Raw genomic sequence first — 23,223 nt, forward strand, 5'->3', positions numbered from 1 at the left:
CACGTGTTACTCACCCGTCCGCCACTAACGTCAGAAAGAGCAAGCTCTTTCGTCGGTTCGTTCGACTTGCATGTATTAGGCACGCCGCCAGCGTTCGTCCTGAGCCAGGATCAAACTCTCTTTAAAATAAAGATGAATCTGAATACTTATTCAACACCGTGAATAAGATCCTTGCGTCAAAATGACTTCGCTAGCAAATCACTTTACTAGTATTACTTTTGGAAATAGCTTTCTATTTCCGCCCTGCGATTCTTACCTAGAAACATCACTGTCTCTATTGGTTTTATCTTTGTTTCTGTTCAGTTTTCAAAGGTCATTTTCGCGTTGCTATCACTTATGTTGTTTTGTTTTTTGCGACTTTTAAATCATACCATTCAAGCACTTATCTGTCAACAACTTTGTATAAATTATTTTGCGTTATTTTTCTTTGTTAAAGCGTTGGTTAGTAGCGCCGAGAACTAATATATCAATTAATCAGGATAATGTCAACCAAGTTATGCATAATAATTTGATTTTTTTTTCATACTGTATTCTAATTCCACAAAAATGTATGCGCTAAACATTGCTATGTAGCCATTTGTTAATTCAGATTTTTTTTGCATAAATATAATAGTTTTTATGCAAAAAAGAAAAAAGAAAACCATCAAATCGGGTGAAGTGATGGCTTTCTGGATGTATTATATATTTTTGGCTTGACATTCTGGGCATGTTCCGTAGACTTCTAATCGATGTTTGTTCACTTCATACCCTGTGACACTGGCTGCAAAATGTTCTACTTCGTCTAAACCAGGATAATGAAAATCTACTATCTTACCGCATTCATTGCAGATTGCGTGATAATGTTCGGATGTAGAAAAATCAAAACGGCTGGATGAATCGCCATATGGTAATTCTTTAATTAGTCCTGCTTCTCGGAATACGCGTAGATTATTGTAAACTGTAGCTACACTCATATTGGGGAAGTTCCCTTCAAGCGCTCTGTAAATCTCGTCAGCGGTAGGATGGGTATCGGCATTAATTAAGAATTCAAGTATAGCATGACGTTGAGGAGTTATTCTGACTCCAGTTTTTTTTCAAGACATCTATTGCTTCTCGTATATGAGAATGAGAATTAGACACCGTCATGCACTCCTTCCTTGCTTAATTTAATAGATTGTACATATACTCTATTCTACCTAACTTCGGCTGGTTCTGTCAACATTGGGATTCGTGATTGTTTCTTTAGTACCCTCTATTCAAATTAATAGTGTTTAATAATGGTTCTTCTTTTTGAAATCTTGCAACATTTTCGAGCCAGATATCGAAGCTTCTATATAGATACTTTGGTGAGTGAGCGGATACGTGTGGTGTGATGGTGACGTTTGGAAATTTCCAGAGCGCGTGATTTTTTGGTAATGGCTCGATTGGGCTAACATCTAAGTAGAGATGTTCGATTGTTTGATTTGTTGCTACGTCTAGTAGTGTTTCTTCTGATACTGCAGAACCACGACCTATATTGATAAATACGGCGCTGTTTTTCATGGCTTCAAAGTGAGCTTTTTTGTAGAGTGATTTGGTTGCGCTCGTTTCTGGCAGAATAGATACGATGAAGTCACCTTCTGGGAGGATCGTTTGTATTTCTTCTATAGAGACTGTTTTATCGAATGGTGAAACAGTTTTTCCAGATGTGTTAACACCGATTGTCTTCATTTGGAAGGCTTTGGCGAATTGGGCGATTTGAGTTCCAATGGCTCCTGTTCCAGCGATGATGATAGTTTTTTCTGCTAGCTCGTCGATTTTTGGGTCGCGTTCCCAGCTGTTTTTCGTTTGTTTCATTGCAAAATTGGCTAGTCGTTTCACATGGGATAACATATACGCCATCGTGAATTCTGCCATCGGAATTGCATGGATTCCTCGGACATTAGTGACTAAGATGGATTTTTCTTGGAGTTTGGTGTGAGGAAGTTCTTCCATTCCTGCGGAGAAAATCATGAGCCAGCGTAGCGCTTTTGCATCTTCAATGATAGGTTCTGTGATATCTGATCCATAGGACACGATGCAGTCTACCGTATCTATTGCTTGGTAAGATGCCAAATTTTCTATGTATTCATATGTGTGGTCTAGAAATTGTTCTTGTTGCTTTGCTTTTAGGTCATCTGGAATTGGCATGGTAAACAGTATTTTCAACGGAATCACTTCACTTTCTGCGTGTTATATACTTTTATTCTAGACTCTTTTTGTCTCGGTTACAATGAACTTGCCTCTATTCATTGCAGTCTGGCGCTATTTCAACTAAAATGGGAAGGGAAGAAACATTAATGAAGGAGATGTATCAAAAATGAACCATTCTGAGTCGGAAAAGTTACATACGGAGGCACTCAAGCATATTGTTGGTGGGGTTAATAGTCCATCGCGTTCCTATAAAGGTGTTGGTGGCGGGACTCCCGTGACGATGGAACGTGCGAATGGCGCTTATTTCTGGGATGTCGATGGTAATAAGTATATCGATTATTTGGCGGCTTATGGACCGATTATTACTGGACATGCGCACCCTCATATTACAAAAGCGATTACACATGCGGCTGAAACTGGTGTTTTATATGGAACTGCGACGCGACATGAGGTTACTTTCGCAAAAATGTTGAAGGAAGCTATCCCCTCTTTGGAAAAAGTACGGTTTACGAATTCTGGGACGGAAGCGGTTATGACAACGATTCGTGTGGCACGTGCGTATACTGGTCGTGATAAGATTATCAAATTTGCTGGCTCCTATCATGGACATTTTGATTTGGTACTTGTGGAAGCCGGTTCTGGCCCTTCTACGCTTGGCACACCGGATTCTGCTGGTGTAACGAAGTCCACAGCAGAAGAAGTGATTACGGTTCCTTTCAACGATATTGCTAGTTTCAAAGAGGCGATTCGTATTTGGGGTGATCAAGTTGCTGCGGTTTTAGTGGAACCGATTATTGGAAACTTCGGGATTGTGGGGCCTGTAGATGGCTTTTTGGAGACGGTGAATGAGCTGGCGCATGATGCCGGGGCGCTCGTTATTTACGATGAGGTTATTACCGCATTCCGATTTATGTATGGTGGCGCGCAAAATCTATTAGGTGTGACGCCAGATTTGACAGCGCTCGGAAAAATTATCGGTGGTGGTTTGCCAATTGGTGCGTACGGTGGACGTGTTGATATCATGGAAAAAGTCGCTCCGCTAGGCCCGGCATATCAAGCTGGTACGATGGCTGGAAATCCTGCTTCGATTCAGTCTGGGATTGCTTGTCTGGAAGTTTTGCAGGAAGCTGGGATTTATAATCGGTTTGAAAAATTTGGTGTTCGCCTGAAAAACGGGATTTTAAATGCTGCAGCTAGACACGGGATTACGGTCACGATTAATCAGATTAAAGGGGCTTTGACGGTTTACTTTACGGATCAGGAAATCGTGACTTATGAAGATGCGCAGGGGACGAATGGTGAACAGTTTGGCCAATTTTTCAAGTTGATGGTTGAGGAAGGCATTATGTTGGCTCCTTCTAAATATGAGGCTTGGTTCATTACAACGGCACATACGCAAGCTGATATTGAAGATACGCTTGCAGCTGTGGATCGTGTTTTTGCAAAAATGGCGCTTTGATTGGTTTGTAAAGCAAGATTAACGGTTATAATAGGAGAAATAGAGTACAGAAAGGAATAACCAGCGATGAAATTCGGAGCTAGGATTATAAAAACAGGAATTGCAATCAGTTTGGCGCTTTTTATTGCCGAGCTTTGTCACTCCCCTACTCCTTCTTTAGCAGGGATTTCGGCAATTTTTGCAGTGCAACCATCAATTTATCGGTCTTATTTAGAAATTCTACAACGGGCGCAAGGGAATGTGATTGGTGCGGCCATCGCGATTGGCTTTGGGCTTTATATCGGGAATGATTTCATATTGATTGGGATTGCGTCGATTCTTTGTGTGGCGCTGTTGATTCAATTCAAACTTGAAAAAACAATCGGTCTGGCGCTTGTGACGCTCGTCATTGTGATGGATTCGCCTACTAGTGACTTTTTAATGATTGCACTTACGCGATTTGGTACGATTATGCTTGGCCTTGTCGCAGCGTTTATCGTAAACTTGATTTTCTTGCCGCCAAAATATGAGGTGACTTTATTCCAGTTTATTTATAGTACGAACGATGAGATTATGCGCTGGATTAAGTTGAATTTACGTCATGCAGCAGATTTTCCGCTCCTCAAAAAAGACATGAAGTGGATGCAAAAACAGATTACGCAAATGAGTAGTTATTATGAATTGTATCGCGAAGAACGAACCTTTTTGCGGCGAACGAATATTTCTAAGTCGCGAAAAATTGCGGTGTACAGGCAAATGATTCTTTGTTCACAAAAGGGGTACGAGTTGCTGCGAATTTTGCATCGGTATGAAAATGACTTTTTGCAGTTACCTCCCGATAAGCAGGAATTGATTCGGATGCAAATTGATTATTTGACGGATACGCATGAGCAGTTGTTACTCACGTATATCGACAAGGTTTCGGTGGATTTGAACTATGCAGAAAAGCATTTTTCGCAGGATCCGGCAGACTTAATGCGGCTATTTTTGAATGAAATGAAGGAGATTGATAAGGAGGACGACGATGAGGGTATCGATCAATATCACTTGATGCGGATTATCGCTTGCGTCTTTGCTTATCAGGAAACGGTTGATTATTTGGAGAAATTGATTCATAGTTTCAAACTGCGGCACGACGCGGAAAATAAGATTGATATTGATGTGCATGAATAGCAGGAAAAACCGAGTTGGCGTTTATAGCTGGCTCGGTTCTTTTGTATGCTTGGTTATTGTGCGGTTATTGATGATTGTATTCTTGTTTATGTCCCCCCAATCGCACATAGCTCGGACTAGCGGGATGAGCGATTCTCCCAAATCGGTTAAGCTATACTCTACTTTTGGCGGGATTTGATGGTATATTTCGCGGTGAACGATGCCGTCTTCTTCTAATTCGCGCAGTTGCAATGTCAGCATTCGTTGGGTTATTTCTGGTATAAGACGGCGGAATTCATTGAAGCGAATCGTTTTATCCATTAAGCGGAATAGGATTTGTAATTTCCATTTGCCGCCGATAACGGAAGATGTGACATCCGCGCCACATGAGAAATCAATTTTACGTTTTTGCATCGTTCCCCTCCTCATGATAGTATACAAAATGTACCTACCTAACAAAAATGTGCATACTATCTTTTTTTATTGTACTTGATATACTGGGAAAGTCAAACAAATTAGGAGGAATTTTTCATATGTCAAAAAAAACAAGAAATTTTAAATGCTTTCCATTATCGCTTTGCTTGTAAGGAATTTGATACGACGAAAAAAATGAGTGATGAGGATTTTCAATTTATTTTAGAAACGGCGCGGTTATCGCCTTCATCTTTTGGTTTCGAGCCTTGGAAATTGCTTATTATTGAGAATGCGGAGTTACGTAAAGCATTGATGCCGCTTTCTTGGGGTGCGCAAACCCAGTTACCAACCGCAGATAAATTTATTATTGTGTTGGCGCGTACGAAGGAGGCTTTAACGCCGGAATCTGATTATATTCAGAACCATTTGCGGAATGTTGCTCAAATGCCGGATGAGGTAGTTGCTGTTTACACGAATCATTTTAGAAATTTCTTGGCGCATGATTTTGACTTGCTTGCGGATGATCGTCTTGTTTTTGAATGGGCTAGCCGGCAAGCGTATTTGGCGATGGCAAACATGATGACAAGTGCCGCTGCGATTGGTATTGATTCTTGTCCGATTGAAGGTTTTGATAGAAGTGCGGTGGAAAAACTATTGATTGAGAAGCGTTTGGTGGACCCTAATGAGTTTGGCGTTTCTGCGATGCTTGCATTTGGGTATCGTGCGGCTACGCCGAGCCGTGAAAAAACGCGTCAATCACTAGACGCACATGTTGAAATGGTATATTAAACGACAAAAAACGCAAGACAAGCTTCCGATGATGGGAGCTTGTTTTGCGTTTTTTTTACTCTAAATTTAGCGATATTCTTTGTACTTTTCATACCAAATGTCGATGTAATCTTTTGAAAACGGACCTTTTTTGTCCAGAATCCAGTGCGAAAGGACATCTACATTGTGCCTTAGTATACGGTCGATAGAGTCAGGATATTTCATTTGTCGTCTATGTTGCTCGTATTCGCCTTCATCTAGCAAGTGGAAGCGACCATCTGGAAATACCTTGATATCCAAATCGTAATCGATATACTTAACCGCTTCCTCGTCTGATGCAAAAGGCGTACCTAGGTTACAATAATGATAAATCCCGTCTTCTCGAATCATTGAAATCACATTAAACCAGTATTCACTGTGAAAATAGCAAATGGCAGGCTCGCGAGTTACCCACTTTCGGCCATCTGATTCTACCACTAAGGTATGATCATTCCCACCGATAATAACGTTTTCCGTTGATTTCAAAACAACCGTTTTTTTCCAAGTACGATGAAGTGAGCCGTCGTGTTTGTAGCTTTTGATTTGAATTATTTCTTTCTCTTTAGGTAAGTACATCCAATATCCTACTTTCTCCATGTACTATCGATCCAACATCCTTTTCCATTATACCACGCAATCCGTTGCAAAAAAACTGAAAAGACACGAAAAGCGGAAAGAGCCCGTTTAGCCTCGACAGAAATTGTTAGGGGGCGTAGTGAAAATCCTCTTTTGATTTTTACGGAGGCCACGAAATTTCCGAGAGGCTGGCTCTTGAAGCTGGATCGCGAAATGATGATACGTCAACACCAAAAGCACCCACGCTCCTATGATTGCCGGACTCGAATAACCACATAACTCAATAGAATTGCCAAACAACTACATTTGATTTCCCTTCCTTAAGCATACAAGCCAAAACATCGCACACCTCTGATTTATGAATTCCCTGATATTCTCGTTAAACCAACAACGTCCTTCCCCCATCAACAATAATCGTCTGTCCACGAATCATATCTGCTTGATCACTAACTAAAAACGAAACTACTTTCACCAAGTCATCCGCCTCTACCATACGCCCTGCTGGAGTTTTGGCAATGGCGTCCGCTAGCAATTCTTCTCTATTTGGAAAATGATCTAGCGCTTCTGTTTCGATTAACCCACCGGACACAGCATTAACCGAAATTCCAAGTGGCGCTAATTCCACAGCCAAATAGCGTGTCAGTGATTCAACAGCCGCTTTCGAGACACCAACCGTTGTATAATTTTCTAAATAGCGAATCGCGCCCACTGAGCTCAGACTCACAATTTTTCCACCACCTGTTTTTTGCATGCGTTTCGCGGCTTCTTGACTCGCAAAAAGGAGCGCCTTCGCGTTGATATCCATCGTCCAATCCCAATGTGACTCGTTCAACTCCATAATTGGTCGTAAAACGCCGCTCGCTGCATTGTTTACGAGTACATCTAGTCGCCCAAATGCGTCATCTATTTCTTCAAACATACCTTTTAGTTTCGCGATATCTCCAACGTTAGCGCGTACAAGAATCGCTTTTTGGCCTAGTGCCTCGACTTCTTTTGCTACTTCTTCGGCCTTACTACGACTTCTGGCAAAATTAATCGCGATATCATATCCTTGTTTTGCAAGCTCAAGCGCGATTTCCCTCCCGATTCCACGACTGCTTCCTGTTACTAGTGCTACTTTATTCATTGTACTGTTTCCCCCTTTAGAAATGCTTGCCACATTTTTTGATATGGAACTGGAAAAGCTAGATGCTCCATTTCGGCTTTTGTGACCGTTTTTAATTTTAAATCTGAGGTTTGTGTGGTGATCGCTTGCGCTACGAACACATTCACTTCCCAGACTAGATGTGAGAATATATGTTTTACATGTGTGATTGGCTCAGCCTCGACTTCAAGCTCGATGCCATATTGTTGCAAAAAGGCTAGTTTCATTGTTTCGTGGTTTTCCGTCAATTCCACGGTTGGAAATTGCCACAAGTTAGCGAGCAAGCCTGTTTCTGGGCGCTGTTCAATGATGAATTGGTCTTCTCCTACCTGAACGATGACGCTTGATAGGAATACCTTCTTCACTTTCGTTTTCTTAATTTTGACTGGATAGGCTTCTTCTTTCCCAACCTTATGCGCTTCACAAAACTCTTGCAATGGACAAATGAGGCACATCGGTTTTTTTTGGTGTACAAACAAGCGCGCCAATTTCCATTAGAGCTTGGTTAAACTCGCCTGGTTTTTCTGGATCAATGAGCGGATAAAGTGCGGCTTCGAATTTCTTCCGTGTTTTTTGCTTCATAATGTCATCATCAATTTCCAAAATGCGCGATATGACTCGCATAACATTACCATCAACGGCTGGTTCTGGTTTTTCGTAAGCAATGCTGAGCACGGCGCCGGCTGTATATGGACCGACACCTTTTAGCGCGAGAATTCCGTCTAAATCACTTGGCACAACGCCATCCATCTCGGTCACTACTGTCTTCATCGCAGCCTGTAGATTACGGACGCGCGAATAATAACCAAGACCTTCCCATGCTTTCAAAATACGTTCCTCAGGTGCATCCGCAAAATCTTTCATCGTTGGGAACCAGGTCATGAATCGCTCAAAATATGGCATAACTGTGTCTACTTTTGTCTGCTGCAACATAATTTCAGAGACCCAAATCCGGTAAGGATCTGTATTTTCACGCCACGGCAAAACCCTCTTGTTCGCTTCATACCAGTCAATTAAGGCCGACCTGAAAGCAATTACCTTTTCTTTTTTTCCATTCCATCTTGTATTTACTCCTCATTTTTTGTGTATATTCTCATGGTTTTCTAATGCGTGTTTTCGGGTATTCTGTAGTATAATATAAGTATGAAAAAACTTCTGATACTTGATTTTAAGCAACGTTATCATTATACAGAATCAAGATGCGATTGGACAGCCAATTGCCTTCACGGAAGTTTTAATAAGATGCAAGCATTGATTTTAGGATTGCTCTTAGAAGAGGAGGAAGTCTCTTGGACACTGGCACACATGTTGTTATGGGAATTGCACTCGGCGCTGTAGCTACGGCGATCGACCCTGCTATTGTAGGGAGTTCCGCTGCCATTGGTATCATGACAGCCACTATTATTGGATCACAAATACCGGACATTGATACTGTTCTTAAACTAAAAAATAATGCGGATTATATTCGTAACCATCGTGGAATCACGCATTCGCTTCCAGGTCTCGCAATCTGGCCGCTCTTGCTTTCTGCTATTCTTGCTTTTATTTTTCCGGCTGCACCGTTCTGGCATCTCTTGCTATGGACCTTCGTCGCGGTAGGGCTGCATATATTTGTCGACATTTTCAACGCGTATGGAACACAGGCATTGAGGCCATTTAAAGATACCTGGGTCGCCTTCGGGTTTATCAATACCTTTGATATCTTTATTTTCAGCTCTCACGTTGTAGCTATCGTTCTTTGGCTACTTGGAGCTCCTGCTTTACCAACGTTCTTTACGTTATACGCGATTTTGGCGCTTTATTATGTAGCAAGGTTCGTCACGCAGAAAGTCATTACCCACGCGGTCAAAAATATGATTCCAGACTCAGAGGAAATTATTGTTGCTTCTACGATTCGTTTCTTCCAGTGGCGTGTTGCGGTAACAACGAAAGATCACTACTATGTCGGACGAGCTTTTAAGCGTACCATTTCGATTTATGAGAAATTTGATCGCTTACCAGTTCCCGATAACGATATTATCCACGCAGCGATGAAAGATAAGAACTTGACGGCATTTGTATCCTTCTCTAAAGTTTATAATTGGCGTATCGAAGAAAAAATGGATGGCACATATGTTACTTATACGGATTTAAGATATCGTAGTAACGGACACTATCCATTCGTTGCGGTAGTCAAACTTGATGATGATTTACAAATTATATCGTCTTACACTGGCTGGATTTTCAGCGACGAAAAACTTCACAAGAAACTACATCCTGCAACAGACTAAGTTTTGAAAAAAGGCCTTCTCGCATGGAAATCGAGAAGGCCTTTTACTTACCGTTCTTTGCGTTCTACCAAATGTAGTGATGCGCCATGTTGTTTTATTTGTTTGGATACGTAATCATACGTGTATTCATTGCCGCGGTATGGATAGCCTGCCTTCGCATAGCTTGCTTCAAAATCGGTCCATAGCATCTCCACCCACCACAAAGCTTCGTCTTCGGTAAAGTTTGGATTTATTGCTAGTAGTTCTTGCTTTAGTTTCTCAAAATATGTTTGCATTAATCTTGCTCCTCTTCAAAATCTAATTCGTGTTCACGCATATAATCCTGAATGGTATCATAGGAAAACCCCTTTTGTAATAGGGATGTGATTGTTTTTTTGTCGGCATTTGGCTGGGCCTAAGCGCCGATTTCGTTGTAGTAGCTTGTTTAATTGCTCGCCTAATACGTCTTGTTCTTGCTCTTCTGAAAAGTCTTCGAGTGCAATAGCGCTTGCTTCTTTGGCCAAATCGGTTGTGTAGCCTTTCTGGATGAGCTCGGTGATTAATTTTTGTTGTAATTGGCGTTTTGCTGATTTACGGCTACGATTGACGATTTTGGCTGCTAGTTTGACGGCGTTTTCTAATTGAGTGTCGTCTTTAAAATCAACTAGTGCTTCTTCAATGTACTCACGGGTAACGCCTTTAGTCACAAGTTCGCGCTCGATTTGACGAGGTCCTTTTGAGGTTGTGTTTACTTGGGTGCGAACATACAGGTGCGCGAACTCCAAGTCATTGATGTATTTCATTTCTGCGAGACGTTTGATAACAAGACTGATTTCATCGGGTTCCATCTCGGCTTTTGTTAAGTGTGTACGGATTTCCTTTTCGGAGCGCACACGATGGGCTAAATATTGGATTGCTTTGTTCAAGCCGCGGCGAATTGCATCCTCTTCTTGAATTTCAGATAGTTCTTCGTCCGTTAGCTCTCGGTCCTTAAAAAGTTGGTACTTTGTAAGCACGACCTCATCGACACTGAATAAATATTTTCCGGCAACAAAGATGTTATACCGCTCTTTATTTTTTTTGTTGTTGCGAAATAGATGTAATTTTCATCGTTATCGCCTCCTCTTCTCTACTCTATCATACGCAAAAAATCGTTTTAAAGCTATCTTAAAGGGAAAAGTAATAGAAAAGCAGTGTATTGACAAACGCTGACACGTTAGGAGTGATTGACATATGAATATTTTAATGACTGGCGGTACTGGTTTTATTGGGCATCATCTCGTTCCTGCGCTTGTGAATAAGGGACATGTTGTTTATATTTTGACACGCCGGAATAACGAGGTAGATTCAGAAAATGTACATTATATAAAGTGGTTGGATGGCGCTCTGCCGGATTTGGCAGGTGTATCTATTGATATATGTATTAATCTGGCTGGCGCGGGTATTGCGGATAAGCGTTGGACGCCGGATCGGAAACAGTTGGTTTTAGACAGTCGTGTGGATGCGACGACGGAACTTGTGCGGATTATCCATGATTTGCAGCCAAAGCCTCGCTTGTTGATGAATGCGAGTGCGATTGGTGTATATCCTACATCACAAACGACTTTCTTTCTGGATACGGAGGAACATGTGGCCGCTGATAATTTTCTTGCGGAGACGGTTATTTCTTGGGAAAAAGCTGCTCGGGCATCAGGAATTCCGACGGTGTTTACGAGGTTTGGTTTGATTCTGGGTAAGGATGGCGGATCATTGCCGCTACTTACGAAACAGTTCGCTTTTTTAATCGGTGGACCGCTTGGTGAAGGAAATCAGTGGTATTCGTGGATTCATATTGATGATGTGGTCGCGGCGATTTTGTTTATTATGGATTCTGAGAAATTCGAAGGTGCGGTGAATGTGACGGCACCGCATCCCGTTCAGCAGAAAAAATTTGCAGAATTGCTCGGTCAAACGATGAAACGACCAGCAAAAGTTGCAACGCCTGCCTCAATGATTCGCTTTGCAATGGGTGAACGGGCGCTGCTTATTTTGGAAGGACAACGTGTGTATCCACAAAAACTTCTCAATCAAAATTTCACGTTTCGATTCCCTCAGATTGAGGAGGCATTGGCGGATTTAGTGCAAGAATAGAAAAACAGGCGTTAAGAGATTTTTTGCTGTCTCCTAACGCCTGTTTTTATTTGGATTCTTCTATGATTACTGTCGGTTCTATCTCTTCTGGGATGTCTTCTACGATTTGCGCTTTAGATAGGGGTCTCTTTTTGCTTACGAGCACCATTAGCTGCAACATCGTGAAAGCGATTGAGCTTCGTTTTCGGAACGCAACAAATTTTTGAACCCAAGTCGTTACGTATTTTGATTTGTAATTGCGTAATCCTTGGAAGCCGTAAAAGCCTTGACTATAGCGGTAAACGAGACCTGCCAATCGTTCTCCTAAAAAGGCGAACTGCGAGGAACCTACGTTGGAAAGTGGCGCCATTCCTGCATTGAAAATTTGATAGCCTTCTTCTTGCCCTTTTAGGAATAGATTGATGAATAGGAAATCCATGATACCGCTCGGGGCCTCTTGACCGTAGCGCATTAAATCGATGGACGTCATTTCGTCGTTATAGCATGGCATGATGGAAGCAAAGGCAATGATTTCACCATCGGCATCTCGCGCGATTGCGATTGGCGCTTGTTCCAAATAATACACATCAAAGTAGCCGAGTGAGAATCCTTTTTCGGATCTGTCTCCTAGCCAATCATCCGAAATTTCGCGGAGTCGCTGAATTGTTTTTTCATCAAAACTTGGCTCAATAATTTCAAAGGTATAACCTTCCCGCTCAAATTTGTTCATCAAGGCACGCTCGCCTTTGCGTTTCTTACCAGTTAGCGTGAATTCGGGTAAGGATACGAAACCTTCTTCACCGATTTTCATGAAATCAAAGCCATGATCGTGAAGGAATGCCAACATGTCGACATCAACTTCATAGAAAACTGGGCGGTAACCAAAGCGGTCGGCATATAGCATCAGTTCTTCCAGTGCTTCTTCAAGATTATCTCTATCCCCGACTGGCTCTCCCATGATGACCATTTTATCGGCTCTGAGTTGGAATGGAAACACGACTTTATCATCTTTGGACCAGAAAAGCAATTTGTCGCGCATGAACATAGTGTGTGTTACTTCGTTGCCTTTGTATTTGGCCAAATGAGCTCGCAAACGTCTCGCATCGAATGGTTCTCCAATGGTAACACTCGTTGTCGAGAAGTAGTAGAAAATAACAATAAGGCTGATAATAGCGATGCCCACACCAATGAATCCTGTAATCCAAACATGTTCGGATGGAATCAGTAGATAATCGGGGATTTTGCGGTGATGTGGTACTTTTGGTGAGTTGTAAACACCGATTAGGACGTAGCCGATTAAACAGACTAAAAATAAGGAACTATCGAAAATGATTTTACTCCATGTATAGACAAGTTTTTCTCGGTAAAATTCATGACGTGCCAAGTAGACGCAAACCAATACAATTCCAAGAAAAATTGCTGCTTTGATGGAAAATCCTTGAGCTAATGTATTGAAAATCGCGCAACCTAGCACAACGATAGTCGTTACGTAGGCTTTGGTGACTTTACTTTCAATACCTCGAGCCAATCCTAATAACAGGAACCCAAAAGCTATGATCGTGATTTGGGATACGAAGAAAAGGCTGAATGGTGCTAGTTTGTAAAGCAACGGTAAATGGTAGATAGCGTTTGGGATAGCCGCAGAAATGATCAACATGAGTCCAGCGAAATACACGAATAAAACGAGGAAGCGGTACGCTAGTTTTTGTAGGAATAGGGTTGGTAGACCTTCTAAATAGTCGTTGAACTTCTTCCCGGCTTTTTGGACGAAGAATAGGAGTCCCGCTGCGAAAGGAATAATATAGTAGAAAATACGATAAAACAGCAACCATGCAACACTGAGGTCCGTCGGTACGCCAAGCTTTTCAAGTCCGAGAATCATCACGACGTCAAACGTACCAACGCCTCCGGGTACCATCGATGCAATCCCGATAACAGATGCAATAACGAAAAGCGGGAATACTTTAGCAACGTCGACCGGTTCGTTCATGAGTACGCCGATAATGATGAAGCAACCGAATGCAAACGCCCACTCTAATAGTGACGCCAAAATAAGTAGCAATTCACGTTTTAGCGGTAAATCTTCAAATAATGTTTTGCTTTTCCATTTTGTGAAGAAGAATAGGATTGGGAAATATAATCCGCCGCCGACAAGCCAAGGCCAGTAGCTACGGAAATGATCGGCGAATCCTGGAATAAATAGCATTACTAGGCCAATGAGGCAATATAAAGACAAGCCGGATACGAGAAATAAGGCAATTTTTGAAATAGCTAAAAGGATTTGCTTGTGATCGGCATTTTTGCCGTAAAAATTGGCGCGTAGAGAGGCTCCTAGCACGCCACCGAATCCTCCAATATTCGTAAATGTGTTCGTAATCCAGCCAGATGTAATAATGTGACTCGTCGGAAACTTGCCTGGCAGGAGTTTCACGATGACAAAATCATAGATGAGCATTGGTGTTACAGCAATAAGTCCCACTGCAATCATAATCAAGATATTTTCTGGGCTCTGTGATGTTAAGTTATCTTTTAAAGCGCCAAAATCGGTGGTTGTTCCAATACTAATCACTTCGTATACGACAAACGCGAGTACAAAGACGATAAATATAATCTTAGCCTTCAGACTGTTTTCCTGGAACCATGCTATAAGTTTTGCTAACCTTTCCTTCATCATACCAATTCCCTTCACTTTTCCCATTTCAATGTTATTTTTTTTCGCTTTCTCACGCTTGGTATACATAGCGCCGCAAGAACCCCTAGCAAGCCGCTCAGTGTATTTAGAATAATGTCGTCTATATCTGTCGAACGATTTTCTGGCAATGTTATGCCACTAAAACCTGTGATGATCGTGGTTTGAAGGAATTGAACGAGCTCGATTCCTGTAGAAATAAACAAGGCGAGTAAGAGTGTCATCCCGATTCTTTTGGTAATTTGAAAATAGAGTAGAAAAAATGTCAATGGTGCAAGTAACAAGACATTTCCGAGTAGCTGAATGATCGTTGGCATCGTTGGCATCGTCGGTAACGTTTGGTGTACTGTATTTTCAATCGTCGTAAATGGCACAAGGTTTACCAATTCATGTTGGATATGAAATCCTCCTGTGTACGTGCTTTTTAGAATATCTCCTGCCGAAATATATGTAACGAGATGATGCAAAATAAACAGATAGAGAATGAACGTTGCTAGCCAAATCACATCCACTGTATTTCTTAATTTCGCCTTCCAAATAATGAAAATCGAGCAAGCCCCAAGGATTGTACCGTTGACAATGACATTAATCATCTCTGCTTTGCTACCGAAATCGATTGCTAAAAATATACCGTAAGCCATATATAAAATCGGAATCATCAGAACGAGAAACCGAATTTTGTCATTTTTCATAGATCTGCCACGCTTTCTTATGGTCTAATTGTCTTCCTTAGTTTAACAAATAACGCTAATAATGAAAAGACTTGTCACCCTTACATTATTGCAAGGTGATTCAAAAATGGAGAACGAGGATTGATGTACGTCTCCCCATTCTCTATTCTTGTTCCTTATATTCTCAGTTCGTAAACAAATTGCTCGCCGCGCGGTCCTAAGACAACGCGTTGTGTTTCGGTAAAACCGCTTTTTAAATATAATTTTTGTGCTGGGATATTTCGTTTGTTAACCGCTAAAACAACACTGGCAATTCCTTTAAAATTAGCGCGTACATAGTCTTTTAATATAGCTAAGGACTTTGTTCCATACCCTCGGCCTTGGAATGTCGAATCAATCGAATAGCCACGCAAAAGTAGTGCATTCGGTTCTGCGGTGTACGTCGTTAGGTCGTTGCCACTGTCTAGAACGAAAAAGCCCGCAATGATTCCATTATCGGAAATCAGGGTGCAGTGATAACTACTCGTCTTGGCAGCTTGCTCCAAAATCTCAAGTGGATGCGCCGAGAATTCATCATTCGTGAGTGTATAATTCTTGAGGGCTTCTATTTGCGTTGTTTCATTTTGGAATAGTTGTAGTTGGATTGTCAAAGGAAGCCCTCCTCGCTTAATTTTTTAAGGTTAAAACAGTGATACTTTCCACATGCGCGGTGTGTGGGAACATGTCTAGCGGTTGGATGTATTTCACATTGTATTTTTTAGATAGAACCTGAATATCGCGTGCAAGTGTAGATGGATTACATGATACGTAGACAATTTGTTTCGCATTTGTCCGCAGAATGGATTGAAGTAACAGATCTTCGCAGCCAACACGTGGCGGATCGACCACAATGGCATCTGGTTTGAAGCCTGCTTTGATCCATTTCGGGAATACTTCTTCTGCTTTTCCGGTTTCAAAGCTGACATTTGTTATTCCTGCGCGCGCGGCATTTGCTTTCGCATCCTCGATGGATTCTGCAATAGTATCCATACCCCGTACTTCTGCTGCCCGTTTCGCCAAGGAAAGTCCAATGGTTCCAACACCACAGTAGGCATCGACAATTTTTTTCGTTACCTGTCAGGCGAATGGCACGCGCTACTTCGCGGTAAAGCTTCTCGGTTTGCGATGGGTTCAACTGGAAAAAGGCACGCGCAGAAAGATCGAATTCGATTTCGCCTAGCTTCTCGGTGATTTTTTCTTTCCCTGCAAGGAAGAGCGTTTCTTCGCCGAAAATCAAGGACGTTTTTGCCTGATTGACGTTTTGCATAATGGAAACGACTTCTGGGAACGCTGCTTGGGTGCGCTCAATTAACTCGCGTTTTCGTGGTAATTTCTTACTGTTCGTGACAAGGACAAGTTGAATCTCACCGGTTTTAATCCCTGTGCGAACGACAATTGTTCGAACGATGCCGCTATTTCGTTGTTCTTCATAGATTGGAATCTCGAGCTCTTCCAGTAAATCGCGTACAAAATTAGTGACTTTCACAGTGTCTGGGTGCTGCACGATGCAGTTTTCGATTGGCACTAACTCGTGGCTTTCGGCACCAAATAGGCCGGCTTCAACCACATCATCGATTTCCCGCACTTGGAATTGGCTTTTATTGCGGTAGCCCCAAGGATTTCCCATACCAATCGTGTCGCGAATCTTGATTTGTTCTAAGTGGAAACGTGTATGTTTTTCGATGGATTGTACAATAAGGTCTTTTTTCATTTGCAGTTGTTCTGGGTATGACAAATGTTGTAATTGACAGCCGCCGCATGCATCGTAGACTGGGCATGGTGGTGTCACGCGGTGTGGTGATTTTTTACGAATTTTGCGGATTTTTGCTTCCGTGTAGCGTGGATTGACTTTGGTAGCCTCGACCACGACTTCTTCTCCTGTTAGGGCGCCGGTCACGAACACGACAGATCTTTTGAAATAGCCGATGCCTTCGCCGTTAATACCAATCCGTTTAATCGTTAGTGGGAATTGTTGACCTTCTGTTACTGGATTTTCGCTCAAAATAATTCTCTCCTTATGGCCCGGTTAATTAATCTCCCCGACCAGCTTTTTCTGCTTTACTATGCTAAGTGTGGCATTGATTTCGCCACCAATCATCAAAATAGTTCCTGTTAAATAAAACCATAACATCAAAATTATAATCACGCCGATACTGCCATAAGTCGCAGAATAATTGGCGAAGTTGTTCACGTAATAGGCGAAACCAATCGAAGCTGCTGCCCAACCAACCGTGGAAAAAACGGCGCCTGGCAAAATACTAAATAGGCTACTTCTCCGGTTCGGTGCGATCCAAAAAATAAAGGAAAACACGATAAAAATAACAGCTAGCGTCACGAGCCAGCGAAAATTATTCCAAATATCGAGCGTATCTTGGGACACATTCAGATGATTAAAAATAAATAACCCAATTTGCTGTCCGAAAACGACGAGAAGTAGCGTCACGACCACAACCGCCAGCATGCCCATTGTAAAAACCATCGACAACAAGCGCTTAATAAAATAATTGCGGCGATCCTGCACGCCATACGCTTTATTCAATGCTTTCGTCGTCGCATTCATGCCATTAGAAGCCGACCATAACGTCCCGATAATCCCGACAGAAAGCGCACCTCCCGAATTATTGTTCAGAAGCTGATCCAGATTATTATTAATAAAATCATAAATTTCTTCTGGAACAAACTGCTTAATCGTTGTGAATAACTGGTCTTGATCAATGTTGAAATACGGAAGCAACGAGGCGACAATTAGTAAAATCGGAAAAATAGAAAAGAGCATATAATACGCTAATTGCGAGGCGCTTCCGGATACATCATTTTTAGTAAATCTAGTCCCAACGGCCATGCCAAAACGAACAAGGCGGATATCTTGTATTTTTTTTTAACATCGGTATCCCCTTTCTTCTTAAAATAGACGCTAATGGTGGCATCACTCCAAACTATATGCTACAATTTTTGAAAGTTGAAAAGGAGTGTCTCACATGAACTTAGAAAACCCATCGCAAGAAAACGTTACGTATATGTTAAATGAAATTACTGTAAAACTAAAGATGGTCAATGCTTCCGTCTTCGAAAACCTGACATTGGAAGCCATCCATTACGATACCCTGCTTGATATTTATACGCTTATCCATCGCAAAAATAATATCAGTATGCGTGAAATGCAACTTTTTGCAGAGGAACTAAGTACTATTCGGAAATAATTTCGCTAACGTAATCCACTAAGTCGCGCATATCAAATATTTTGGAAGGTGCACCAGCAAGCGTCGTCGGCTGGTGTGCTGTTTTTTGTTCGTAATCGCGCCCAATCGCAATAAATTCCTCGCTATTGGACGTTATTTCATCATAGCTTTGCCAAACTTTCTCGCCGCCCACCATAATCGGTGACTTTTCTTGCTGAATTCGAAAAGCTTTTGCGCGGTGCTCGGCAAGGTGTAGTGACGTATTTTTATTGTGATCGACGCCGAACAGGACAATTTTTGCGTGCAATTCGTATAGTCGTGCTAGTGGTGACTGTTCGCCGAAGCCGAAATTTAGCGCATGCTTCTCTGTAATGAAGGCAGCGTCACTTCCCCATGCACAAAAAGAATATTTCGGATGGGAACTTCGCTTCACGTCAGCCATTTTGCGGAATGTTTCTGGAATCACGCCCATGAAAAAAGTAGGTGTTTCTTCTGGATTATACGCAGGCATCTCCTCATAAATCGTCGGCCACCATTCTTTCGGTACCGCTGGGTTACGCCATTTGGATGGGTCTGATATATTCGTACTTTGCGATGCCATCACTAGATTTCCAGATTCTGTTACCGCCTTTTGAAAAGCTTTAATAATCGCAACGCCACCCCCGCATACCCAGCCAGCTTGACCGAGCGCGGAGTGTAGAATTACTGTATCTCCTTTTGCAATACCTAGATTATGTAGTTCCTCGCAAATTGATGCAACCGTATGTGGCGTCCTCGTTTTACGAATCGCTTTTTTCTCTCCCATACCCATTCTCCCTTTGTTCTCGAAAAAATTTAGGTGTGTCGCGTTCTTGGCAACACACCTACGTATTATTTAGTCGTTTTCCCCTTGATACGTCAAAATTTCTGGACCATCTTTTGTAATCGCAATCGTGTGCTCGTACTGCGCAGAAAGTGAACCGTCAGCTGTGCGCGCCGTCCAACCGTTGTCATCCATCTTCGCTTTCCAACCGCCTGTGTTGACCATTGGTTCGATCGTGATAACCATGCCTTCTTTCAAACGTGGGCCTTTGCCTGCTGCGCCGAAATGTGGCACTTCTGGTTTTTCGTGTAATGTTGGGCCAACGCCGTGACCGATAAATTCGCGCACAACAGCTAGTTTTTCTGCTTCTACGTATGTTTGAATCGCGTGGCCGATATCGCCAATACGGTTGCCAACTTGTGCTTGTTCGATACCAAGGTACATCGATTTACGTGTCACTTCCATCAAACGCTCAGCTTCCGGTGATACTTGTCCAACGCCATATGTCCAAGCAGAATCAGCAAGCGCACCGTGGAAATTAACAACCATGTCCACCGTGATAATATCGCCTTCGTTTAGAATTTTCTTCCGCGGAAAACCGTGACAAATTTCGTCATTGATACTTGCGCACGTTGCAAATTCATAACCTTCAAAGCCTTTTTGCTCTGGTGTCGCACCTTGTTTGCGCAGGAATTCTTCTGTGAATACTTCGATATCCCAGCTCGTAATTCCAGGCTTTATTAGTTTCTTAATTTCTTTATGTGTCGCGACAAGGATTTCCCCCGCACGTTTCATTTCGTCAATTTCGCGTCTTGATTTTAATGTAATCATTTTTTCCATCCCTTCTCTTTCCGACCATCGAAACGTTGATTTTGTCCCAGCCAGAAATTCTCACTTCTACCATTATAGCTTTATTCGCCTCATTTTGAAAGTATGAATATGACGTTTTTGCTAAATTTAACGGAATTTCTTGCAGTTTTTCTGAAATTCTTTATAATGGAAGTATTGGTGATTGATGAAACAAGCATATTCGGCGTTTGCAAGTGTGCTTTTTTTAGCGTATTAACTTAGAACTCATAGAAAGAAATGGTGATGTAAATAATGGCAAAAGTTATGATTGTATATGCCAGCATGACTGGTAATACAGAAGAAATTGCAGATATCCTTGGCGAAGAACTAGAGAAATACGATATTGAGGTCGAGATTGAGGAATGTATCTCTGTCGAACCTGAGAAACTATTAGAATATGATGGCGCGCTAATCGGTGGCTATACATATGATGATGGCGAACTTCCAGACGAATTCGTGGATTTCTACGAAGATATGTCTGACGTGGACTTTTCTGGTAAAGTTTGTGCTTCTTTCGGATCTGGTGACACATTCTACGATGAGTTTTGTTTGACGGTTGATCTTGTTGAGAAACGGTTGAAACAACAAGGCGCGACAGTCCCTGTAGAAGGATTGAAAGTAGATTTAGATCCTGACGAAGATGATGTTGTGCGTGCAGAAGCTTATGCGAAAACATTTGCTGATGCCTTACTTGGGAATTAATTTTTGAAATTGAATAAATGGAATCACCCAAAATGTCTAGCTATCGCATTGATAGTTAGGCATTTTTTTAATAGCTAAAATAATTTAAAAAACGATTTTTCGATTTCAGTAATAGATGTCGCCTTCCATTCTCTCGCAATCATTACAAGCTTTTTATTATCCTATTTAAAAAATGATTTTTACTCTGTTTTCATCTTTGAAAATGAAACAGTTACTCGTATAAACGTATTTTAACCTACCGATGTAGAGTAGACGCTCTGATAAGTATATGTTACTGTTAATTGACCTACAATTTTAAGGAGTGTTACGATGACTTTCAATGAATTTTCTGTATATATGTCTGAAAACTTGACGACAAAAAATAGCTTTTATCAAAAAGCACTCGAATTCCAAAATGAGAAAAATAAGAAGCGCCCGCCAGCAAAGCGTTGGAAAGACACGAAACTCGATCGCGCAGTGAATGCGATGTGGCAAGATATTATGAAAACAATGTATGACAAAATCAAACCGTCGATTAAACGCGATGCCCCTGATTTACGCCAAGCTTGGTTGGATTATTTTGTGAAGTATAATATTTTAGAGTCAATGGATGAGGCTTTGTCGGAGATTGAATTTGACTAACGAAAAGCTGAGGAAGCCCCTCGAAGCTGGATCTAAGAGACGCCTATAAATACGCTTCGAGTAACAAAATATGGCTCGCTAAGGCAGACCGTTGTGGCTGTTTTTATTGTCTTGAGATTTTTGCGCCTTCTGAAATTACGAACTGGCTGGAAATTGAGGATACGGCGCTTTGTCCGTACTGTATGATTGATGCGGTATTACCTGAATCGAATATGCTGCCACTCAGCCGGGAATTTTTGAGTGAGATGCATCAACAATGGTTTGAATAAGCCATTGCAAACAGTTGCTTTACGCGTTTTTTTTAAGATACAATGCTTTTATTGAATAGAAGAGGGGTGCTACATATGACAACATTTAATGAGAAATTAGAAAAGTATGCAGAATTAATCGTCAAGGTCGGAGTGAACGTTCAACCTGACCAGAAAGTAGTGATTACAAGTTCCGTTGAGAGCGCACCACTAAGCCGGTTGATTACGAAGAAAGCCTATGAAGTTGGAGCTAGCGACGTTATTATCAACTGGGCAGATGAAGAAATCACGTTACTTCGCTACCAAAATTCACCGATTGAAATTTTTGAAAAAGCTGCACTTCATCGTGCCGCGGAACGCATTGAATTAGCTCGCGAAAATGCTGTTTTTATCTCGATTGTTTCGGAAAATCCAGATTTACTTAAAGGTGTGGATGGTAAAAAAATCGCGGCTAATCAAAAGGCAATGGGTCAAGCACTCGAGGAATTCCGCCAAATGATTCAATCTAACGCAATCAGCTGGACGGTTGTTGGTGCCGCTTCTGAGGGCTGGGCAGCGAAGGTATTCCCTGATTTACCACACGCAGATCAAGTTCCTGCACTTTGGGAAACTATCTTTGAAACAACGCGTATTAACACAGCCGATCCTGTCCAAACGTGGAAAAATCATGATGAGACGCTGAACAATAAAGCGACTTACTTGAACGAGCAACAATATACGGCGCTTCACTATACCGCACCGGGAACTGATTTAACGATTGGTCTTCCTAAAAATCATGTATGGGTTGGCGCCGGAAGCTATAATAAACAAGGCAAAGAATTCATGGCGAATATGCCTACAGAAGAAGTTTTTTCGTGCGCTGAAAAAAATAGCGTGAATGGCTATGTATCTAGTACAAAACCATTAAGCTATGCTGGTAACATCATTGATAAGTTCAAAATCACATTCAAGGATGGTCGCATTGTCGATGTTGCAGCAGAACAAGGAGAAGATATTCTGAAGGATTTAGTGGCAACCGATGAAGGATCACATTATCTTGGCGAAGTTGCCTTGGTACCAGATCCGTCCCCTATTTCCCAATCAGGAATCCTATTCTACAATACGCTATTTGACGAAAATGCCTCGAATCACTTGGCAATCGGAAGTGCCTATGCTTTTAATATCAAAGGTGGCGAGGATATGAGCCGCGAAGAACTAGAAAAAGCTGGTGTCAACTCAAGTATGACCCACGTGGATTTCATGATTGGTTCGGAGAAGATGAACATTGATGGCATTACGGCAAGCGGCGATAAAGTACCTGTTTTCCGTAACGGTGACTGGGCATTTTAATAATACAATGATTGTTTACTAATTCATAACAAAGCCCATGGAAGAACTGTTTCA

20 protein-coding genes, 1 rRNA gene and 4 pseudogenes are annotated in these 23,223 nt (G+C 41.8%); 9 read left to right on the top strand and 16 right to left on the bottom strand.

Features of this window, described 5'->3' with window-relative positions; all coding sequences use genetic code 11:
- From PCORN_RS11865 to PCORN_RS11870, 3 genes and pseudogenes are all read right to left on the bottom strand, one after another.
- Window positions 1-126 (bottom strand): 16S ribosomal RNA (locus PCORN_RS11865); the annotation flags it as partial.
- A 551-nt stretch (window positions 127-677) separates the two neighbouring features.
- A pseudogene (perR, locus tag PCORN_RS18565) lies at window positions 678-1,125 on the bottom strand (peroxide-responsive transcriptional repressor PerR).
- Window positions 1,126-1,221: 96 nt separating this feature from the next.
- Window positions 1,222-2,166 (bottom strand): D-2-hydroxyacid dehydrogenase, encoded by a 945-nt coding sequence (locus PCORN_RS11870; RefSeq protein WP_036080953.1) that lies wholly within the window; start codon window positions 2,164-2,166, stop codon window positions 1,222-1,224.
- A gap of 151 nt (window positions 2,167-2,317) precedes the next feature.
- Between PCORN_RS11870 and PCORN_RS11875 the strand changes: the two genes are divergently transcribed.
- Window positions 2,318-3,610: a glutamate-1-semialdehyde 2,1-aminomutase gene (locus tag PCORN_RS11875; protein ID WP_036080835.1), complete on the top strand. Its 1,293-nt coding sequence runs from the start codon at window positions 2,318-2,320 to the stop codon at window positions 3,608-3,610.
- A 66-nt stretch (window positions 3,611-3,676) separates the two neighbouring features.
- Window positions 3,677-4,762, top strand: a complete 1,086-nt coding sequence (locus tag PCORN_RS11880; RefSeq protein ID WP_036080837.1) for an aromatic acid exporter family protein — start codon at window positions 3,677-3,679, stop codon at window positions 4,760-4,762.
- 21 nt (window positions 4,763-4,783) lie between these two features.
- Here PCORN_RS11880 and PCORN_RS11885 read toward each other — a convergent pair whose 3' ends face one another.
- Window positions 4,784-5,155 (bottom strand): winged helix-turn-helix transcriptional regulator, encoded by a 372-nt coding sequence (locus PCORN_RS11885; protein WP_149024343.1) that lies wholly within the window; start codon window positions 5,153-5,155, stop codon window positions 4,784-4,786.
- A 117-nt stretch (window positions 5,156-5,272) separates the two neighbouring features.
- Between PCORN_RS11885 and PCORN_RS11890 the strand changes: the two genes are divergently transcribed.
- Window positions 5,273-5,944 (top strand): NAD(P)H-dependent oxidoreductase, encoded by a 672-nt coding sequence (locus PCORN_RS11890; RefSeq protein ID WP_036080841.1) that lies wholly within the window; start codon window positions 5,273-5,275, stop codon window positions 5,942-5,944.
- 66 nt (window positions 5,945-6,010) lie between these two features.
- On the opposite strand, the gene ntdP is transcribed toward PCORN_RS11890, so the two are convergent.
- The 3 genes and pseudogenes from ntdP to mutY all read right to left on the bottom strand — a co-directional run bounded on the left by ntdP (window position 6,011) and on the right by mutY (window position 8,760).
- Window positions 6,011-6,538: a nucleoside tri-diphosphate phosphatase gene (gene ntdP / locus PCORN_RS11895; RefSeq protein ID WP_036062731.1), complete on the bottom strand. Its 528-nt coding sequence runs from the start codon at window positions 6,536-6,538 to the stop codon at window positions 6,011-6,013.
- 379 nt (window positions 6,539-6,917) lie between these two features.
- Window positions 6,918-7,664 (bottom strand): enoyl-[acyl-carrier-protein] reductase FabL, encoded by a 747-nt coding sequence (gene fabL, locus PCORN_RS11900; protein WP_036080847.1) that lies wholly within the window; start codon window positions 7,662-7,664, stop codon window positions 6,918-6,920.
- Window positions 7,661-8,760 (bottom strand): annotated as a pseudogene (gene mutY / locus PCORN_RS11905) (A/G-specific adenine glycosylase). Before mutY ends, fabL begins: the two are co-directional and overlap by 4 nt.
- Window positions 8,761-8,971: 211 nt before the next feature.
- Here mutY and PCORN_RS11910 point away from each other — a divergent pair.
- Complete coding sequence (locus PCORN_RS11910; protein ID WP_036080849.1) at window positions 8,972-9,952, top strand: metal-dependent hydrolase; 981 nt, start codon at window positions 8,972-8,974, stop codon at window positions 9,950-9,952.
- A gap of 47 nt (window positions 9,953-9,999) precedes the next feature.
- On the opposite strand, the gene PCORN_RS11915 is transcribed toward PCORN_RS11910, so the two are convergent.
- On the bottom strand, window positions 10,000-10,227 hold the full coding sequence (locus tag PCORN_RS11915; protein WP_036080852.1) for a YfhJ family protein: 228 nt from the start codon (window positions 10,225-10,227) through the stop codon (window positions 10,000-10,002).
- Window positions 10,227-11,041: pseudogene (gene recX / locus PCORN_RS11920) on the bottom strand (recombination regulator RecX). Before recX ends, PCORN_RS11915 begins: the two are co-directional and overlap by 1 nt.
- Before the next feature lie 123 nt (window positions 11,042-11,164).
- On the opposite strand from recX, the gene PCORN_RS11925 reads away from it, so the two are divergent.
- The gene (locus tag PCORN_RS11925; protein ID WP_036080855.1) at window positions 11,165-12,061 is read left to right on the top strand and encodes a TIGR01777 family oxidoreductase; all 897 of its coding nucleotides are present in this window, start codon (window positions 11,165-11,167) and stop codon (window positions 12,059-12,061) included.
- A gap of 46 nt (window positions 12,062-12,107) precedes the next feature.
- Here PCORN_RS11925 and mprF read toward each other — a convergent pair whose 3' ends face one another.
- The 5 genes and pseudogenes from mprF to PCORN_RS11950 all read right to left on the bottom strand — a co-directional run bounded on the left by mprF (window position 12,108) and on the right by PCORN_RS11950 (window position 18,281).
- The gene (gene mprF / locus PCORN_RS11930; RefSeq protein WP_036080958.1) at window positions 12,108-14,711 is read right to left on the bottom strand and encodes a bifunctional lysylphosphatidylglycerol flippase/synthetase MprF; all 2,604 of its coding nucleotides are present in this window, start codon (window positions 14,709-14,711) and stop codon (window positions 12,108-12,110) included.
- 14 nt (window positions 14,712-14,725) lie between these two features.
- Window positions 14,726-15,421 (bottom strand): VanZ family protein, encoded by a 696-nt coding sequence (locus tag PCORN_RS11935; RefSeq protein WP_036080858.1) that lies wholly within the window; start codon window positions 15,419-15,421, stop codon window positions 14,726-14,728.
- 155 nt (window positions 15,422-15,576) lie between these two features.
- Entirely contained in the window at window positions 15,577-16,050 is a 474-nt protein-coding gene (locus PCORN_RS11940) for a GNAT family N-acetyltransferase (protein ID WP_065520136.1), read from the bottom strand.
- 16 nt (window positions 16,051-16,066) lie between these two features.
- Window positions 16,067-17,441 (bottom strand): annotated as a pseudogene (gene rlmD / locus PCORN_RS11945) (23S rRNA (uracil(1939)-C(5))-methyltransferase RlmD).
- A 24-nt stretch (window positions 17,442-17,465) separates the two neighbouring features.
- On the bottom strand, window positions 17,466-18,281 hold the full coding sequence (locus PCORN_RS11950) for a YihY/virulence factor BrkB family protein (RefSeq protein ID WP_051999429.1): 816 nt from the start codon (window positions 18,279-18,281) through the stop codon (window positions 17,466-17,468).
- Window positions 18,282-18,417: 136 nt separating this feature from the next.
- Between PCORN_RS11950 and PCORN_RS11955 the strand changes: the two genes are divergently transcribed.
- Window positions 18,418-18,639 (top strand): DUF1128 domain-containing protein, encoded by a 222-nt coding sequence (locus tag PCORN_RS11955; RefSeq protein ID WP_036080864.1) that lies wholly within the window; start codon window positions 18,418-18,420, stop codon window positions 18,637-18,639.
- Here the strand turns inward: PCORN_RS11955 and PCORN_RS11960 are convergent.
- Together PCORN_RS11960 and map are read right to left on the bottom strand one after the other, a co-directional pair.
- Window positions 18,626-19,423, bottom strand: a complete 798-nt coding sequence (locus PCORN_RS11960) for an AAC(3) family N-acetyltransferase (RefSeq protein WP_036080866.1) — start codon at window positions 19,421-19,423, stop codon at window positions 18,626-18,628. The genes PCORN_RS11955 and PCORN_RS11960 overlap by 14 nt on opposite strands.
- Window positions 19,424-19,492: 69 nt before the next feature.
- Window positions 19,493-20,251: a type I methionyl aminopeptidase gene (gene map / locus PCORN_RS11965; RefSeq protein ID WP_036080963.1), complete on the bottom strand. Its 759-nt coding sequence runs from the start codon at window positions 20,249-20,251 to the stop codon at window positions 19,493-19,495.
- Between the two features lie 270 nt (window positions 20,252-20,521).
- On the opposite strand from map, the gene PCORN_RS11970 reads away from it, so the two are divergent.
- From PCORN_RS11970 to PCORN_RS11980, 3 genes are all read left to right on the top strand, one after another.
- Window positions 20,522-20,971 (top strand): flavodoxin, encoded by a 450-nt coding sequence (locus PCORN_RS11970; protein ID WP_036080869.1) that lies wholly within the window; start codon window positions 20,522-20,524, stop codon window positions 20,969-20,971.
- Between the two features lie 309 nt (window positions 20,972-21,280).
- On the top strand, window positions 21,281-21,592 hold the full coding sequence (locus PCORN_RS11975; protein ID WP_036080871.1) for a hypothetical protein: 312 nt from the start codon (window positions 21,281-21,283) through the stop codon (window positions 21,590-21,592).
- Between the two features lie 344 nt (window positions 21,593-21,936).
- Window positions 21,937-23,169 carry an aminopeptidase gene (locus PCORN_RS11980; protein ID WP_036080874.1) on the top strand — a complete coding sequence of 411 codons (1,233 nt, stop codon included), beginning with the start codon at window positions 21,937-21,939 and terminating at the stop codon, window positions 23,167-23,169.
- Window positions 23,170-23,223 lie beyond the last annotated feature (54 nt).

Origin of the sequence: Listeria cornellensis FSL F6-0969, assembly GCF_000525855.1 — a bacterium.
GTDB lineage: Bacteria > Bacillota > Bacilli > Lactobacillales > Listeriaceae > Listeria_A > Listeria_A cornellensis.